Annotated in this window: 16 protein-coding genes and 1 other annotated feature; of the genes, 5 read left to right on the top strand and 11 right to left on the bottom strand. The window is 36.7% G+C overall.

What is annotated here, in order from left to right; all coding sequences use genetic code 11:
- Positions 1-11 precede the first annotated feature (11 nt).
- Positions 12-692, top strand: coding sequence for an endonuclease/exonuclease/phosphatase family protein (locus EDD72_RS06775; RefSeq protein ID WP_132768616.1), 681 nt, complete (start codon positions 12-14; stop codon positions 690-692).
- A 24-nt stretch (positions 693-716) separates the two neighbouring features.
- On the opposite strand, the gene EDD72_RS06770 is transcribed toward EDD72_RS06775, so the two are convergent.
- The gene (locus tag EDD72_RS06770; protein ID WP_132768614.1) at positions 717-2,192 is read right to left on the bottom strand and encodes an alkaline phosphatase family protein; all 1,476 of its coding nucleotides are present in this window, start codon (positions 2,190-2,192) and stop codon (positions 717-719) included.
- Positions 2,193-2,455: 263 nt separating this feature from the next.
- Between EDD72_RS06770 and EDD72_RS06765 the strand changes: the two genes are divergently transcribed.
- Positions 2,456-3,274, top strand: coding sequence for a histidinol-phosphatase HisJ family protein (locus EDD72_RS06765; RefSeq protein WP_132768612.1), 819 nt, complete (start codon positions 2,456-2,458; stop codon positions 3,272-3,274).
- A gap of 84 nt (positions 3,275-3,358) precedes the next feature.
- On the opposite strand, the gene serA is transcribed toward EDD72_RS06765, so the two are convergent.
- The 7 genes from serA to EDD72_RS06730 form a co-directional block, all read right to left on the bottom strand.
- Positions 3,359-4,948 (bottom strand): phosphoglycerate dehydrogenase, encoded by a 1,590-nt coding sequence (gene serA, locus EDD72_RS06760; RefSeq protein WP_132768610.1) that lies wholly within the window; start codon positions 4,946-4,948, stop codon positions 3,359-3,361.
- Positions 4,929-6,092: a pyridoxal-phosphate-dependent aminotransferase family protein gene (locus tag EDD72_RS06755; RefSeq protein ID WP_132768607.1), complete on the bottom strand. Its 1,164-nt coding sequence runs from the start codon at positions 6,090-6,092 to the stop codon at positions 4,929-4,931. Before EDD72_RS06755 ends, serA begins: the two co-directional genes overlap by 20 nt.
- 106 nt (positions 6,093-6,198) lie before the next feature.
- Positions 6,199-6,443, bottom strand: a binding site (T-box leader).
- A gap of 208 nt (positions 6,444-6,651) precedes the next feature.
- Positions 6,652-8,004, bottom strand: coding sequence for a glucose-6-phosphate isomerase (locus tag EDD72_RS06750; RefSeq protein ID WP_132768604.1), 1,353 nt, complete (start codon positions 8,002-8,004; stop codon positions 6,652-6,654).
- A gap of 276 nt (positions 8,005-8,280) precedes the next feature.
- Positions 8,281-10,098, bottom strand: a complete 1,818-nt coding sequence (gene pepF / locus EDD72_RS06745) for an oligoendopeptidase F (RefSeq protein ID WP_132768601.1) — start codon at positions 10,096-10,098, stop codon at positions 8,281-8,283.
- 92 nt (positions 10,099-10,190) lie between these two features.
- The gene (gene prpE, locus EDD72_RS06740) at positions 10,191-10,991 is read right to left on the bottom strand and encodes a bis(5'-nucleosyl)-tetraphosphatase PrpE (RefSeq protein WP_243643793.1); all 801 of its coding nucleotides are present in this window, start codon (positions 10,989-10,991) and stop codon (positions 10,191-10,193) included.
- 205 nt (positions 10,992-11,196) lie between these two features.
- Positions 11,197-12,045 (bottom strand): DegV family protein, encoded by an 849-nt coding sequence (locus EDD72_RS06735; protein WP_132768596.1) that lies wholly within the window; start codon positions 12,043-12,045, stop codon positions 11,197-11,199.
- A 46-nt stretch (positions 12,046-12,091) separates the two neighbouring features.
- On the bottom strand, positions 12,092-13,057 hold the full coding sequence (locus EDD72_RS06730) for an L-lactate dehydrogenase (RefSeq protein WP_132768593.1): 966 nt from the start codon (positions 13,055-13,057) through the stop codon (positions 12,092-12,094).
- 221 nt (positions 13,058-13,278) lie between these two features.
- On the opposite strand from EDD72_RS06730, the gene EDD72_RS06725 reads away from it, so the two are divergent.
- Positions 13,279-13,776 carry a DoxX family protein gene (locus EDD72_RS06725; protein WP_132768590.1) on the top strand — a complete coding sequence of 166 codons (498 nt, stop codon included), beginning with the start codon at positions 13,279-13,281 and terminating at the stop codon, positions 13,774-13,776.
- Between the two features lie 53 nt (positions 13,777-13,829).
- On the opposite strand, the gene EDD72_RS06720 is transcribed toward EDD72_RS06725, so the two are convergent.
- The 3 genes from EDD72_RS06720 to EDD72_RS06710 all read right to left on the bottom strand — a co-directional run bounded on the left by EDD72_RS06720 (position 13,830) and on the right by EDD72_RS06710 (position 15,106).
- Positions 13,830-14,048: an SE1561 family protein gene (locus tag EDD72_RS06720; protein WP_132768588.1), complete on the bottom strand. Its 219-nt coding sequence runs from the start codon at positions 14,046-14,048 to the stop codon at positions 13,830-13,832.
- 79 nt (positions 14,049-14,127) lie between these two features.
- A complete protein-coding gene (locus EDD72_RS06715; protein WP_132768586.1) occupies positions 14,128-14,565 on the bottom strand; it encodes a DUF1284 domain-containing protein in 438 nt (145 codons plus the stop codon).
- A 16-nt stretch (positions 14,566-14,581) separates the two neighbouring features.
- Positions 14,582-15,106: a hypothetical protein gene (locus EDD72_RS06710; RefSeq protein ID WP_132768584.1), complete on the bottom strand. Its 525-nt coding sequence runs from the start codon at positions 15,104-15,106 to the stop codon at positions 14,582-14,584.
- Positions 15,107-15,200: 94 nt separating this feature from the next.
- Here EDD72_RS06710 and EDD72_RS06705 point away from each other — a divergent pair, with 94 nt between their 5' ends.
- Together EDD72_RS06705 and EDD72_RS06700 are read left to right on the top strand one after the other, a co-directional pair.
- Complete coding sequence (locus tag EDD72_RS06705; RefSeq protein ID WP_132768581.1) at positions 15,201-15,389, top strand: hypothetical protein; 189 nt, start codon at positions 15,201-15,203, stop codon at positions 15,387-15,389.
- 10 nt (positions 15,390-15,399) lie between these two features.
- Positions 15,400-15,648, top strand: a complete 249-nt coding sequence (locus EDD72_RS06700) for a spore coat protein (RefSeq protein ID WP_132768579.1) — start codon at positions 15,400-15,402, stop codon at positions 15,646-15,648.
- Positions 15,649-15,662 lie beyond the last annotated feature (14 nt).

Raw genomic sequence — 15,662 nt, 5'->3', positions numbered from 1 at the left:
AGATTCAACAAATGGTTAACCAGCACAACCTGTTAAAAATCATAAGTTACAATATCCATAGTGGAAAGAATTTTTGGCTAGTCCCGACATTTCGCTCTTTAATCCGTTTTTTAGCCGATCAAGATGCCGATATGATTACCATCCAAGAGATTAATGAAAATAATAAACGAGGACACCAATTTACCGCTTTACAAAACGCCCTCAAACTTACAGGCCGTTTTGCCCCCCATGTACCTATTGGCAATGGCAACTATGGCCTAGCTACTTTTAGTCGTTTTCCTATCTTGTCTACTTCACATCTTTTACTCCCTAGTCAAAAAGAACAACGGGGCCTTTTAGATACTGTAATACAGGTAAACGAGAGAAAGGTTCATATTTTAAATACCCATTTAGGCTTGTCTTATGTAGAGAGAATTCAGCAACTTCAGCGAATCACTGAATATATTCAGGCACTTACTTCCCCATTTCTTATGATGGGGGATTTCAATACACCCTCTCTCTCACTTGATCGTTTTGGTTGTTTTGACGCCGCTCTAATGATGAAAAAAGGGCATTTACCCACGATGCCCTTTTCTAAACAGCGGATTGACTATATCTTTCATTCAGCGAACATTCGCGTCATTGATTACGATGTGTTCAAAATAAACCTGTCTGATCATTATCCCATTTCTGTACAAGTTCAGATCATTTAGGCTTGTATGTTCTACCGCTATTGATTATGTTGTAGGAACCTCTAACAAATCAAGAATATATTGTTTAAGATCAACAATCCTTGTGTTTGGTTTTGGCCATTTCTTTGCACCAGCTACCAATAAAGGGACAATTGAATCTGTCTTATGTAAAGAACCATGGCTTCCACCCCCGAGATGAACAGGAAAAGTCTTCGTAATAAATTCATAAGAAGGTTTAGCACTGAGAACAAGCATTTGAATATCTTGGGAGAATAGTGACCCGTATAAACGAGAAAAAGCATCTGGGTAATCGCCAAATTCTATCGTATTTCCATCAAGCCTCACATCTAAAACCGCTAAATCTCCATGCACATGCCAATTGACATCATAGGGATCTTGATAAGCTCCATTTTTGGCAAAACGAAGTTTCAATCCCTTGTGATTTTCTACAATAACGGTTTCCTCTTCTTTTCTTGCTATAAAATCAATTCGCTCATCTTGCAGTAAAACGTTTAATAGATCCTTTTCAATCTCTTTCTTTAATGGATAAAGATACACCATTCGTTCATTATTTCCAATCACTAGCTGGTCGTTAGGATGAACTTTTTTCCCTAATTTCACGACTTGAAATTGGGCTAAGATTTGATCTAAATCAATATTATGGTTTTGGGTTTTTCCAATTTTTGTTTGACCATGATCGCCAATAATAATAAACGTGTTCTGTTTTAAAGCTTGTTCCCAAGTACCAAATAAATTTAAGATCTGAACAATTTTTTGATCGACTTTCTCTAAACTGGGTAAAGGCTGATCAATATGTTTATGTAAATAATGATCGTGATCAGGAAGATAAACCATTAAAAAATCTGGTTGGTGCCCACTTTCAATAATAAATTTCACCACTTCCGTTGTATAATTGTCATTGATTCCAAAATGTGAAAATACTGATTGATTCCAGTTCCAAAAGATTTTTCTGCCAGGAAAACGGGGTTTATGCAATGCACCGATACTCAGAATATCGGCAGCTTTTATTTTCTTATTTTGTAACGAAAACCTAGTAATCAGATTTAAAAGAAAAGGCAGTTTTAAGGTATGTACGGTTCGACCCCGATGAATGATAAAATTAACTGCACCAGAGGTTTTCCCATGATCGGCTAATTCTTCATAAATGGTTTTTGTTTTTGAATTAAGATGAACTTGATTAAGATGATAAAGGACATCTTTTGCAGCTTTTCGAATACCTAAAGCGAGGACCGTTTTTGCTCCATTGACATAGTTGATGATGCGTTTTTCTTTAGGGTCATACCAAACCAATCCAGGGATCTTATGCTGATCTGAATAAGTTCCCGTCATTAAGGAGGAGTCAACAGTAGCTGTCATCGTTGGAAATGAGGTTACACAATGAGGCTGATACACCCCATTTTCCATCAGAAATTTAAGGCCGGGAGTTTTCCCAGACTTTATTCCATTCTCTAGTGCCTCAGGCATAAGTGCATCAATAAGGATTAAGATGATTTTTTTCATGTGAAAAAGCTCCCTATTTGTTTAATCAAGCAATGAAATATTCCTTATCGTCTAGATATCTATTATGGTTAGAAATCGATCTTTTATACGTTTTACCCAAACTTCTTAATTCACGAACCTTTCGATCCAAATAAAATAATCTTCGTCGATACCGATTATTTTGATCGTCTGATGGCAACAAGGAAAATTTAAAAAAGGAAACGTTCGAAATTTCTTAAATCTTTTGGTAGAATGAATGAAAAAAGTAAAGGGGAAATTAACGTATGATTACGGATTATCATGTTCACCTAGAAACTGGGCCATATACAATCGAATGGTTAGAAAAGTATGTAGAAGTTGCGATACAGCGGGGAATTACTGATTTAGGGTTTTCCGAACACGGCTATCGATTCAAACAATCAAAAGCCATCCTTTACAATCCTTGGATTGCAGAGCGTCAGACAGAAGATATCAATGAATATGTCAACTTGATCTTACAAGCGAAGGAAAAAGGGATTGATGTGAAATTAGGAATAGAATTAGATTTTATCCCTGGTAAAGAAAAAGAAATTGAGGATTTCTTAAAGCCTTATCCTTGGGATTATGTGATCGGTTCTGTTCATTGGATTGATGATTGGGGTTTTGATTTAACCGAAATGAGAGAAAAGTGGAATCAACGATCAATCCTGAAAGTATATGAAGAGTATTTTTGGCGGGTTGAACGACTATTGGAGTCGATGCAATTTGATATTCTTGGTCACGTTGATGTCATTAAGGTGTTTGGCCATCGGCCAAGTGAAGAGGAACAAGAACAGCTGTTAGCTCTTTATGACCGTCTTGTTCCGTTGATTCAACAAAGCGGAATCACTGTAGAAATGAGTACTGCTGGTTTAAGAAAACCTGTAGGGGAGTTATACCCAGCCCCCCTATTAATGGAACGGTTAACAAAGGCGCAAGTTCCGATGATGATCAATTCTGACGCTCACCGCCCTGAACATGTTGGAGAAGATTATGATAAGGGAATTGATTATCTGCGGAGTTATGGTGTGAATGAGGTTAGTATTTTTGAGCAAAGAAAACGGAAAATGGTCCCGTTGGGGTAGGCAATATTTCCAAAAATAAGGCTTGAATGTTCTCACGCGCTCAGATAGCGCTTATATAGAACCATTCAAGCCTAAATACACAAACTACAATTCTACTTGATAAACATTTTGAACATTTTCTACTTGTTTTAATTGTTCAATCGTATCTTCCCCTACTTCTTTGTCCACTCCAAGGAAGGCGATTGCTTTTCCGCCGAGTTCGTTGCGTCCTACTTGCATCGTTGCAATGTTAATGTTCGCATTGCCTAAGATCGTACCCATTTTTCCAATGATTCCAGGTTGGTCGAAATGTTCCATAATGATGATATGACCCTCAGGGATTAAATCTACCGTATAGCCATTAAAGTTCACAATCCTTGCTCCATAGCCATTGAGTAATGTACCAGACAGATACTTTTCATCCTGATTCGTTTTCACTTTTACCGTCATTAAGTTGGTGAAACCATGAGTTTTGGAGGAACGGCTTTCTACTACGTCAATCCCCCTTCCTTTTGCTAAGACTGGTGCATTGACATCATTCACTTCTCCTACACTACCTAAATGCTGAGAGAGAATTCCTTTTAAAACGGTTCTTGTTAGAATATCAATCTCTTTTTCCGCAATATCACCAGAGAAACTGATTTCTACTTTTTCAATGGCTCCAAAGACTACGTTTGCAACAAGAATACCTAATTTCTCAGCTAATTGAATATATGGACGAACATGATTCAATATTTCAAGTGATAGTGATGGCATGTTCACAGCATTACGGAAAGGCTGGTCTGTTAGCTTGTTATATACTTCTTCAGCCACGTCGATTGCTACATTTAATTGAGCTTCCTCAGTCGAAGCACCTAAATGAGGAGTTGTAACTAGATGCGGGTGAGCAATTAATGGATTCTCCATTGGCGGTTCTTGTTCATACACATCTAGGGCAGCTGCAGCGACTGTGCCATCATTTAATGCCCGAAGTAAAGCTTCTTCGCGAATAATACCACCTCTAGCACAATTTATGATTCGTACGCCTTTTTTCATCATGGCAAATTCCTTGTCATCAATGAGATACTTTGTTTCTTTTGTAAGAGGTGTATGCACGGTAATGAAATCGGCCTGTTTCACTACATCTTCAACAGTACCTAATGTTACTCCTAGTTTGTCTGCTCGTTCTTTCGTGATATAGGGATCATAGGCAATAACTTTCATATTGAACGCTTTTGCTCGTTTTGCAACTTCTGAACCAATTCTCCCCATCCCAATAATTCCTAATGTTTTCCGGTTCAATTCAACCCCAACATATTTCTTCCGATTCCAGATCCCTTGTTTTAAGTCCTGATGAGCTTGAGGAATCCATCTGGCCATGGCAATTAACATCGCAAAGCTATGTTCAGCAGTGGAAATGGTATTCCCATCTGGAGCATTAATGACTACAATCCCTCTTTCTGTTGCAGCCTTTACATCGATATTATCAACACCAACCCCTGCTCGGCCAATCACTTGCAATTTTGTCGCTGCATCTATGATCTCTTTCGTTACCTTTGTCTGACTACGTACTAAAAGCCCATCATATTCTCCAATGATGTTCTTTAACTCTTCTGGCGACAAATCTGTTTTGATATCGAGTTCAATATCCTCTGCTTCTCTTAGTTTTTTTAAACCAATCTCAGAAATGGGATCACTAACCAAGATTTTTTTCATTTGCCCATACCTCCTGTGCTGCTTTTACTCCTGCACCTAATTCTACTGGATAACCAACTTGTTTTAATGCTAATTCTAATCCAGAAATTGTAGTTAAGATATCCATTGGATGGGTATACCCCATATGACCTATGCGGAAAATTTGCCCTTTTAGATGTTGTTGTCCACCTGCTGCTACAATCTTATAATCTTCACGCAATACTTTTCTTAATTTTTCAGGATCTAATTGGTCATTTCCCTTAATGGCTGTTACCGTACAGGAAGCGTCTCGATCATTTTTCACGAATAATTCTAAACCTAAAGCGGTAACGGCTGCACGAACCATATTGCGTAATAAGAAATGGCGTTTAAATCCTTGTTCTAATCCTTCTTCTTCGATCAAATCTAAAGATTTGGAAAGTCCAAAAACGAGGGAAACGGGCCCGGTAAATGGTGTTGTATCCTTGGCTGCATTATCTCGATAAGAACGTAAATCAAAATAGAAGCGAGTACCTTGATTTTCATCGATCACCCTCCACGCTTTTTGGCTAACAGCAATTAAAGCCAACCCGGGAGGTAATCCAAGTGCTTTATGCGACGCTGTAACTGCGATATCGACTCCCCATTCGTCAAACTTTAGATCCATTCCCACAAGTGCAGAGACGCTATCGACAACAAAGACAGCATTTGTCTCTTTAACGATATGAGCTAATTCTTGAATGGGATTGACAACTCCTGTTGAGGTTTCGCAATGGGTTGCAAAGACGGCTTTAATATCAGGATGTTGTTTTAGAATTTCTCTTATTTGATTGGGATCTGCAGCTGTTCCAAATTCAAAATCGGCTGTTAATACTTCCGCATGATAAGCCTTTGCGATTTTCGCAAATCGCCCACCAAATACTCCGGTTACAACCACGAGAACTTTGTCGCCTGGTTCAACAACATTAGCTACAGCCATTTCTAATGCCCCTGTACCACTAGAAGCGACAATCAATACATCTTGTTCTGTCTGAAAAATTCGTTTTGCTTTCTTGATCGTTTCGGCAAAAATCTTGGAGAACTCTCCACTCCGGTGTCCTAAGATTGTACGTTCCATTGCCCGTTGAACCTCTGGTGCAATGGGTGTTGGTCCAGGAATACGCAATTGTTGATACTCTTTAAACATCCTCTTCACTCCTCTTCTCCATTAATCTTTCGCACGCCTCATTGGTGCAGTGTTAAAGATAGAATATAAATGAAAAGCCTTCCAATCCCACATTGGTCTCTTCACCAATAGGGACGGAAGGCAAGTTTCCGTGATACCACCCTAATTCGTCATTATTTCGCAATAACGACCTCGGTAGGTAGTGTTAATAACACTATCTACAACGATAACGGCTTTCACCGATCAAACCTACTTCTGGTTCAGCTTGACAACTCCAGAGCGCTATTTTGCTGTCGATTCTACCAGTTCGCACCACCCACTGGCTCTCTATAATCCTCGTTCAGCAAAACTTTCCTTCTTCGTTGTTTCCATGTTTTTATTGTTTAAAGAATTGCAACGTTAAAAACTTTGATTTTATGATTGATTTTATGACGAAATGAACAGTTCGTCAAGATAAAAATTTGTTATTTTTTATTTTTTCAGATATTATTTTTCAACACTATTTTATGCATAAGGACTACCAAGCAAACAAGCCGAGTAGTCCTTTTTCTAATTCTCCATATTATATTAAACTTTAATCTTACTTCAAACGTGCTTCTAATTTTGCTTTTTCCTCTTCATATCCTGGCTTACCAAGAAGAGCAAACATATTCTTCTTATATGCTTCTACACCAGGTTGGTCAAATGGATTGACTCCTAATAGATATCCGCTAATTCCACAGGCCTTTTCAAAGAAATAGACTAAATGACCAAAGGTGAATTCGTTTAGCTGGTCAAGTTTTACCACAAGATTTGGCACTTCTCCATCGGTATGAGCTAATAATGTTCCTTCGAACGCTTTTTTATTGACGAAATCCATCGTCTTTCCTGCCAGATAATTTAATCCATCCAAATTATCTGTAGTTTCTTCAATGGTGATCTCTTCTTTTGGTTGTTCTACTACCAACACGGTCTCCATGAGATCACGACGACCTTCTTGAATATATTGTCCCATCGAATGGAGGTCCGTTGTTAAATCGACAGATGCAGGATAGATTCCTTTATGATCTTTTCCCTCACTCTCACCAAAGAGTTGTTTCCACCATTCAGAGAAATAATGTAGGCTTGGTTCATAATTGACCATGATCTCAATGGTTTTTCCCTTACGATAAAGAACATTTCTCACAACCGCATATTGATAAGCCTCATTTTGAGTAAGATCGTCATTGGAATATTCCTCGTAAGCATTCTTTGCTCCAGCCATCATTTGTTCGATATCTAGTCCAGCAACAGCGATTGGCAGTAATCCTACTGCTGTTAATACGGAATATCTTCCTCCCACATCATCAGGGATAACAAAGGTTTCATATCCTTCTTCATCAGCTAACTTACGCAATGCTCCTTTTGCTTTATCCGTAGTAGCGTAAATTCTTTTTTTGGCCTCTTCTTTTCCATATTTCTTTTCAAGGTAATCCTTAAAGATACGGAAGGCAATGGCGGGTTCCGTTGTTGTTCCTGATTTCGAAATAACGTTAACGGAAATGTCTTTACCTTCAAGGATTTCTAAGAGATGCTTGGTATAAGTAGAACTAATATGATGACCTACAAAATAGATTTCAGGGGTTTTCCGTTTATCCTTTGGCAATTGATTGTAGAAGCTGTGGGTGAGCATTTCAATCGCTGCTCTTGCTCCTAGATACGAACCCCCAATACCAATCACTACAAATGCATCCGATTTCTCTTGGATTCTCTTAGCTGCTTGTTTGATGCGTTCAAATTCTTCTTGATCATAGATTACGGGTAAATCAACCCAACCGACATAATCGTTTCCTGCACCCGATTTGTTATGTAACATCTGATGAGCAGTTTTGACCATGTCTTTCATTTGGTCAAGCTCATGTTGCTTTAGAAAAGAATTTGCTTGACTATAGTCAAATTTTACTGGTTTACTCACCTTGACACCTCCAATAATATTAAAACATCCAAATAAATGGTACAAAGAAAATTTTACTAGACGAAAAAATAAATTCAAGTCTAGGGAAAGTGGAATCAAAGGTATGATTGAGAAAAGGGGCTACGACTAGCCCCATACTTTACAATTCATTTCTCTTATTTTTGCTGATTCTTTGCCTCTTTGTTGGAGACGACACCAAAATCCTTTGCAAACTCTTGATTTAGAGCTTCACCATATTGATCTAATCTTGATGGATGGCTATGTGGACGTTATCGGTTACTTTTCTGCCAATAACGCTTCCATTTGATCTAGAATTTCCTTAAATACATCTAAGGCCTTCTGAACAGGTTCAGGGGTATTCATATCCACTCCTGCTTTTTTCAAAAGGTTCACCGGATAATCGGAACTACCCGATTTTAAGAAAGTAAGATAACGATCGACAGCTGGTTGCCCTTCTTCAAGGATTTGTTGAGATAGACTTATTGCTGCTGAGAAACCTGTCGCATATTTATACACATAGAAGTTCATATAGAAATGCGGAATCCTTGCCCATTCCAAATCAATCAAATCGTCAACCACCATTTCTGGACCATAATATTTCATATTTAATTCATGGTACATTTGATTGAGTAGCTCAGGCGTTAATGCTTCACCAGACTCTACCTTTTCATGAATCATCTTCTCAAATTCAGCAAACATCGTTTGACGATAAACGGTCGCACGGAACTGCTCGAGATAGTGATTAAGATAATAAAGCTTTTCATTTTTATCGGTGGTTGTTTTTAATAAATAGTTCATCAGCAAAGCTTCATTTAACGTGGATGCGACCTCAGCAACAAAGATTTTATAATGGGAATACACATAAGGTTGGTTCGCATGGGAATAGAAGGAATGCATGGAATGCCCAAGTTCGTGAGCCAATGTAAACATGTCGTTCACATTATTCTGATAGTTTAACAAAATATACGGATGGGTTCCATATGCCCCCCAGGAATAAGCTCCACTCGTTTTACCCTGATTCTCATACACATCAATCCAACGAGATTCAAAGCCTTTTTGTAATTGAGTCAGATAATCTTTTCCCAATGGTTCTAATCCCTTTATCACAATTTCTTGTGCCTTTTCATAAGGAACATGGATTTTCACATCTTTCACAATGGGTGTATATAGATCATACATATGAAGTTCGTCCATACCAAGAAGTTTTTTACGTAGTTTCACATAACGATACATCAAATCCATATTTTTATGTACAGTAGCGATTAAATTATCGTAAACCTCTTGAGAGACATTGTCATCATCCAATGAAGCGACCAAAGCAGATGGATATTTCCTTACTTTGGCATAAAAAACATTTTTCTTCACATTCGCATTTAATGTCGCTGCAAAAGTATTCTTTAAATTACCGTAAGTTTGATATAACGCTGTGAACGCATCTTTACGCACTCGACGATCAGCACTTTCCATGAATTGAATGTAACGACCTTTGGTTAATTCAACCTCTTCGCCATTTTCATCTTTGATTGTAGGAAACTTAATATCCGCGTTATTTAACATCCCAAAGATATTATCTGGTGCTTGCGCAACTTCTCCTACTTGGGCTAATAATTTCTCTTCTTCTGTTGATAAAACATGAGGCTTCATCCGAATAATTTCATCTAAATATTGTTGGTAGAGTTGTAGTCCTTTTTCTTCTTGAATATATTTTTTTAACGTCTCTGTTGAAATCGCTAAAATTTCGGGAACAATATAGGAACTTGCACTATTGACCTCGATACTAAGACTATTAGCTCGATCTGCAAGTGCCTGATATTTGGCATTAGTATTATCTTCATCTTTTCTCATTCTCGCATAAACAAAAATCCGACCAACCAATTCAGAAACCTGATCCGATAATTTTAAAACATGTAACAAATCTTGAGGTGAGTTCTCAAGTTTTCCCTCATATTTTTTTAATTGATCGGCCAAATCTTTTGCTTTTTTAAAATCATGTTCCCAGTCTTGATCATTGGCATAGATTGCTTCAAGATCCCATTTATATTTTAGATCAATTTCATTCCGTTTTGGTAAGGATTTCTTCCGCTGTTCTGACATGACACTTTTCCTCCTTATTCCAAAAGAATTGTTAAAATTTGTTATCCCCATCATACCACTTTTTCTTTTTGTATCATAGGTTTAAAAAATGTTTACACTCTACCAAAGTGTTTGCTAATCGGGTGTTCTTGATCATTGGCATAATTCTCTTTCGCATCAACTTGGACAATCTCCATTTCGGGATAACGAAGAAATGTTAATCGTCCACCAAAGACGCATCCTTGATCAAGGTTAATCGTATTATTGATGACTTTTGCCGAAGGGCTGGGATCATGTCCCCAAATAATCAAAAGGTCATTATGATGATGAATCGTCCAGTCTCTGCGAATTGGCTTTCCTTTTTCATCAAGACCTGCTGTATCTCCATAACGGGTAAACGAACGAATTGCAGGAGAATCCTTACCAATGTCTTGATCACGAATCCCCGCATGAACGGCAACTGCTACATCCTTTCCTTTATCTGTAATGATGTAATGAGAGGGCAAAGACAACAAGAATTCTTTCATTTCTTCTTTGAACGCTTCTGTTTTTTGTTTGCCATTTTCTTTTTCATACAGTTTCAGTTCTTCAACGAATCGTTCATCACCATGTGCCATTTTGACATTTCTCCCCATTAAATAACGGGCAATTTTCCAATTATGATTGCCATCAATCGCATAAGCTAGGTTGTTTTTCACCAAATCCATAACCAACCGCATTACTCTTAATGAATATGGCCCACGACTCATCATATCCCCTAAAAATAAAATTTTTCTTTGGTTAGGGTGAACATAGGTTCCATCCACTTGTTTTTGGTAACCTAATCGTTCCATTCCTTCTATTAGTTCGTCATAACAAGCATGTACATCTCCTACAAAATCAATGCCATGCTCTAATGGAATTCGAAAATTCATCATTCTCCCACTCACTCTTTTTATAATATATTTCTATTATTGTTTACATTTTTCTATCTGAGTATGAACATTCTGCAAATAAGTATATTTACCTTTCTTCATATTTTCTTGATACAAGCTTACTTTACACTTTAATCGTACGATTAAAAAGGCTTGTATAGATTCCATTGTTGGAAAATATACAAGCCTATAATTTTGCCTTCAACTAAAATGAAATTAGTAACCCGCCTTCACCGGCATAAGTGCCAATCGTTGGACCAATTTCCGTTAAGATAATTCGAGCGAATCGATACCTTTTTTCAATTATCTCTTTGATCATTAACGCTTTTTCCTCGCATTGTGAATGGGCAATCCCTAAAATCTTTTGCTCCAAATTCTCTCCATATTCCTCAATTAAATCAATGAGTCGTTTGATCGCATTCTTTGTGCCCCTTACTTTATCTACGACTTCTAAGGAGCCTTCAAAGCTATTTTTCATTAGTAATTTGATCGATAGAACTGATGCAATTTTGCCTCTTACCCGGTCCAATCTACCACCTTTGATTACATTTTCTAAGGTATCTAAGAAAATCAGAATATGTGAATGATCAATAATATGTTTGGTTTTCGCAACAACCTCCTCAAATGTATGCCCTTCCTTAATGAGTTGGGCTACTTGAATAAGAATCACTCCTAAGCCAATCGAAGCATTTTTTGCATCAAGAGCAACCATTTTTACATGAGGATGTTCTTCTTTATACATCTCAACAGCCATTTTCGCACTCTGATATGTACTACTTAGCTGTGAAGATAAGGTAATCACAATCCCTTGATCCTCCGATCCCATGACATTTTCAAAGTGATGAAGAAAATCATGAGGAGATGGTGCTGCCGTTTTCGGTAGCTCTTCTTCAATTTTCATTTTTTGATAAAATTCGTTTACCCCCAAATTGACGCGATCAAGAAAATGCTCACTTCGGAAGGAGATGTGTAATGGAATCACATGAATATTGTAATGTTTCATGATATCTTCAGGTAAATCACAACTACTATCGGTAAAAAGTTTGATTGACATCGATTTTTTCCTTCCCTATCTTATCTTTTCCCCTATCTATAATTGATTAAGAAGCGGGCGAAAAATTTGGTAATTGAATTTGCCGAATAAAGTTCCCTAATTGTTGAGCTGAATGTAAAAGTTTTTCCTCCTCTTCCGATGTTAAAGGTAGATCAAGTATTTCTTCAACTCCATTCTTTCCAACGATACTAGGAATTCCTAAACAAACATCACGAATTCCTTTATAGTTTTCTAAATAAGTAGAAACAGGCAAAATAGACTTTTGATCATGTAAAATGGCTTCACATATTCTTGCCAACGATAAGGCAATCGCATAATAGGTTGAACCTTTCTTTTCAATGATCTGATAAGCAGCATTCTTTGTTTGTTGATAGATCTCTTCCTTATCTTCTGGTGACAAATAACATCGAGAAGTTGTATCAGCTTTTACTTGGTTGATCCCTGCAATATTTAATAAACTCCATGCAGCAAGTTCGGTATCCCCATGTTCTCCAATAATCATACCATGAATACTTCTCGGGTCAATCTTTATTTTTTCCGATATCAAATAACGAAAACGTGCACTATCTAGTAGTGTGCCAGAACCAATGATTCGTTCTTTGGGTATATTGGTTAGCTTTATGCTGATATATGTGAGAATATCTACGGGATTCGTAGCAATTAAAAATATCGCATCTTGATTAAACTTCGTGACTTCTGAAAGGATTTGATGATAGATGGAGACGTTTCTTTGTAATAAATCAAGGCGAGTCTCTCCTGGTTTTTGTGCTGCCCCTGCCGTAATCACGATAATATCTGCATCTTTACAATCTGAATAATCTCCAGCATAGATTTTCATCGGTTGGGCCAAAAGTAAACCATGGTTTAAATCCAGAGCATCCCCTTCAGCCTTATCTCTGTTTTTGTCAATAATTACTAATTCATTGGCTAATCCTTTTAAAAGAACAGTATAGGCAAAAGTTGAACCCACTGCACCGCTTCCAATAACAACAATTTTTGTGTGATTTTTCATGATGAAAGATTCCTCCTTTTTTTCGCTACAATTATTACTTTACATCCAAAACAATTTTTTTATAGTAATTTAAAATTGTAACGATTTGTTCAAAAGTTTGTGAACAATTTATGGCTTAAAAGCGAAGATGGTGCTAGGTTTGAAAAGCCTTTCTTATATATATAGTGCAAGGAAATAAAAAATTATCCCTTGTAAAATCAAATAAAATAGGAGGAGATTTTATGGTACGTTGGCTTCGTGAAAATCTTTATGCTTCATTTATCCTATTGGTTCTTCGATTGTACCTTGGATGGCAATGGATTTCAGCTGGTTGGGAAAAACTAACAGGTGATGGTCCATTTGATGCATCAGGATTCTTAAAAGGTGCATTACAGAAAATGGGCGGAGATCATCCATCCGTTTCTCAATGGTGGGGTAGCTTCGTTGAGAATTTTGCTTTACCAAATGTCGGTTTCTTTAACTTTGTGATTCCTTGGGGTGAATTCTTAGTAGGTTTAGGACTCATTCTTGGTTGTTTGACAACGGCAGCTATGTTCTTTGGAATGATGATGAATTTCTCTTTCCTCTTCAGTGGTACGGTTAGCCATAATCCACAAATGGTATTACTCAGTATCTTTGTAATTGTTGCTGGTTACAATGCAGGTCGTATTGGCTTGGACCGTTGGGTCATTCCTTATATTCGAACATGGTGGGGAAATGTAAGGAAGAAACAGGCATAATCTAATTCCCAAATGTGCCAGATGAAAACTACTCTATATTAAAAAGGAGTTGCCTATTTTACAGGTACTCCTTTTTCTTTTTGAACCGTTTCATTTCGAAAATGAAACATATTGGTTTTTACAAGTAAATCTTTTAATTCTTCAGCCAGATATTGAAAATCTTCCAATTCAATGGAATCGGAATCGATTTGGTTCACCATATAAGTAATTAATTGTAATTTATCTTTGATATATTGAAGTTGTTTTTTCTTGTCATATATTGGTGTTGACATGGGAATCTATCCTCCTTGATGTTATCATCGATTTTATTTTATAACAAATTGAAAAATAATCCTATGGTTAAAAAATTTGCTACAGTTTAAAAATAAGTTCTCTCCTTTTTAAACGCTCGATTCCTTCTTTACAAACCCCATACGTTAGCCAAGAACATCCTTCACAAATCACATCTAAATCGCTTGCTTCTACCCTTTCTTGTGTTCTTAGTAATAATTCTTTTTTGGTATAGACACTATTCGCTTCGATCCCTAACTTTTTTATGACTCTTTGATCCATTTCCATCACATGTTGATTTGAATTCTCATCTGCATTACACTTATCTTTTCCATTGTGTGGACAACCTTGACAGACATCATCTAATTGATTGACAACTTGAATCAATAATTCTGGATTAGTTAAATCATCACGCAAGATTGTTGTAATTTTTTCCATTTCCTTTACAAATGATTCACTATAGCCCATTCCTTGAAAACCATGAATACAGAGTAGATGGTGTCCTCTAATTCTAATCATTTTCTCCCCTTCTTTTTTATTTTTTGTTCAATAAAGATAAAGCCTCCAATGTTTTTAAGGTATATTCAATCAATTCTGGTATGTCTTCTATATTATCCTCATCAATTTTTCTTCCAAACTGAAGTAGAATCTCATTATTCATCTTCCCTGTATTGGGATATATATAATGAATGGTTTGGGTGAGTATTGGCCGATAATTCCAGATCTGATTAATCTTTTCTTCAATATGCTTACATTGTTGATCTGGATTTTCGATGACTGTGTAAAAACGAATAGAAATTTCACATCCCGGCTTATTTTCATTTTCTATTTCTAGAATTTCCATTGTCAAATCTTCTGTACCTGCACTTAGAGTAACTTCAGCTGTTTCTTCTTGATTCCCTGCCAATAAACGAAATTGAATACGGTATTTCCTAGACATCCTCGCTAAATCAACCCAGTCGTTTCTTTGTACAATAATAATCTTCCCCTCTAGATCTAGATCATAAATCCTTCCTTCTAAAATCACTTTAATATTGTCAAAAATTGTCGGGTCAAACATTTTTTCCCTCCAAAAATATCCTATAGTAGGTATAAAATACAACATTTTTTCGCAAATTACATTTGTATTCTCAGTCAGAAAGGAGATTATGAGTATGCATCAACAATTAACACAAATGGAATTACAAAGCTTAAGAGAATTAATCAATGCTCACAGTTTAGGTTATCAAAAATTACAAGAATATGCCAACCAAGTCACTGATCCACAGATCAAACAAATGTTACAACAATCTGCTCAATCTGCACAAAACACCAAACAAAAATTAATGTCATTCTTACAATAGGGGGATCTATATGCAAGAAAAACAAATTGTTAATGACGTTTTAAATCAACTAAAGGGAAGCCTAGAAAATTATGCACGTGTGATTGCTGAAACTTCAAATCCTCAATTGAGACAAACCCTGCAACAAATTCGTAATTCTGACGAACAATTTCAGTTTGATTTAGCTAATATTGCTACACAAAAAGGGTATTATAAACCGGCACAACCTGCTACCCCACAAGATATTCAACAAATGAAAAATGAATTAAGCCAAGCGTAAACAAACGACTCACA

Origin of the sequence: Tepidibacillus fermentans (assembly GCF_004342885.1) — a bacterium.
Lineage (GTDB): Bacteria > Bacillota > Bacilli > Tepidibacillales > Tepidibacillaceae > Tepidibacillus > Tepidibacillus fermentans.
Note: the sequence above shows the minus strand (reverse complement) of the source record. Positions and strands in the feature narration are given on the sequence as shown.

Coding starts and splice junctions, on each gene's coding strand:
- EDD72_RS06775 (WP_132768616.1), top strand. CDS start 12: ATGGTTAACCAGCACAACCTGTTAAAAATCATAAGTTACAATATCCAT.
- EDD72_RS06770 (WP_132768614.1), bottom strand. CDS start 2,192: ATGAAAAAAATCATCTTAATCCTTATTGATGCACTTATGCCTGAGGCA.
- EDD72_RS06765 (WP_132768612.1), top strand. CDS start 2,456: ATGATTACGGATTATCATGTTCACCTAGAAACTGGGCCATATACAATC.
- serA (WP_132768610.1), bottom strand. CDS start 4,948: ATGAAAAAAATCTTGGTTAGTGATCCCATTTCTGAGATTGGTTTAAAA.
- EDD72_RS06755 (WP_132768607.1), bottom strand. CDS start 6,092: ATGTTTAAAGAGTATCAACAATTGCGTATTCCTGGACCAACACCCATT.
- pepF (WP_132768601.1), bottom strand. CDS start 10,098: ATGTCAGAACAGCGGAAGAAATCCTTACCAAAACGGAATGAAATTGAT.
- prpE (WP_243643793.1), bottom strand. CDS start 10,991: ATGAATTTTCGAATTCCATTAGAGCATGGCATTGATTTTGTAGGAGAT.
- EDD72_RS06735 (WP_132768596.1), bottom strand. CDS start 12,045: ATGTCAATCAAACTTTTTACCGATAGTAGTTGTGATTTACCTGAAGAT.
- EDD72_RS06730 (WP_132768593.1), bottom strand. CDS start 13,057: ATGAAAAATCACACAAAAATTGTTGTTATTGGAAGCGGTGCAGTGGGT.
- EDD72_RS06725 (WP_132768590.1), top strand. CDS start 13,279: ATGGTACGTTGGCTTCGTGAAAATCTTTATGCTTCATTTATCCTATTG.
- EDD72_RS06720 (WP_132768588.1), bottom strand. CDS start 14,048: ATGTCAACACCAATATATGACAAGAAAAAACAACTTCAATATATCAAA.
- EDD72_RS06715 (WP_132768586.1), bottom strand. CDS start 14,565: ATGATTAGAATTAGAGGACACCATCTACTCTGTATTCATGGTTTTCAA.
- EDD72_RS06710 (WP_132768584.1), bottom strand. CDS start 15,106: ATGTTTGACCCGACAATTTTTGACAATATTAAAGTGATTTTAGAAGGA.
- EDD72_RS06705 (WP_132768581.1), top strand. CDS start 15,201: ATGCATCAACAATTAACACAAATGGAATTACAAAGCTTAAGAGAATTA.
- EDD72_RS06700 (WP_132768579.1), top strand. CDS start 15,400: ATGCAAGAAAAACAAATTGTTAATGACGTTTTAAATCAACTAAAGGGA.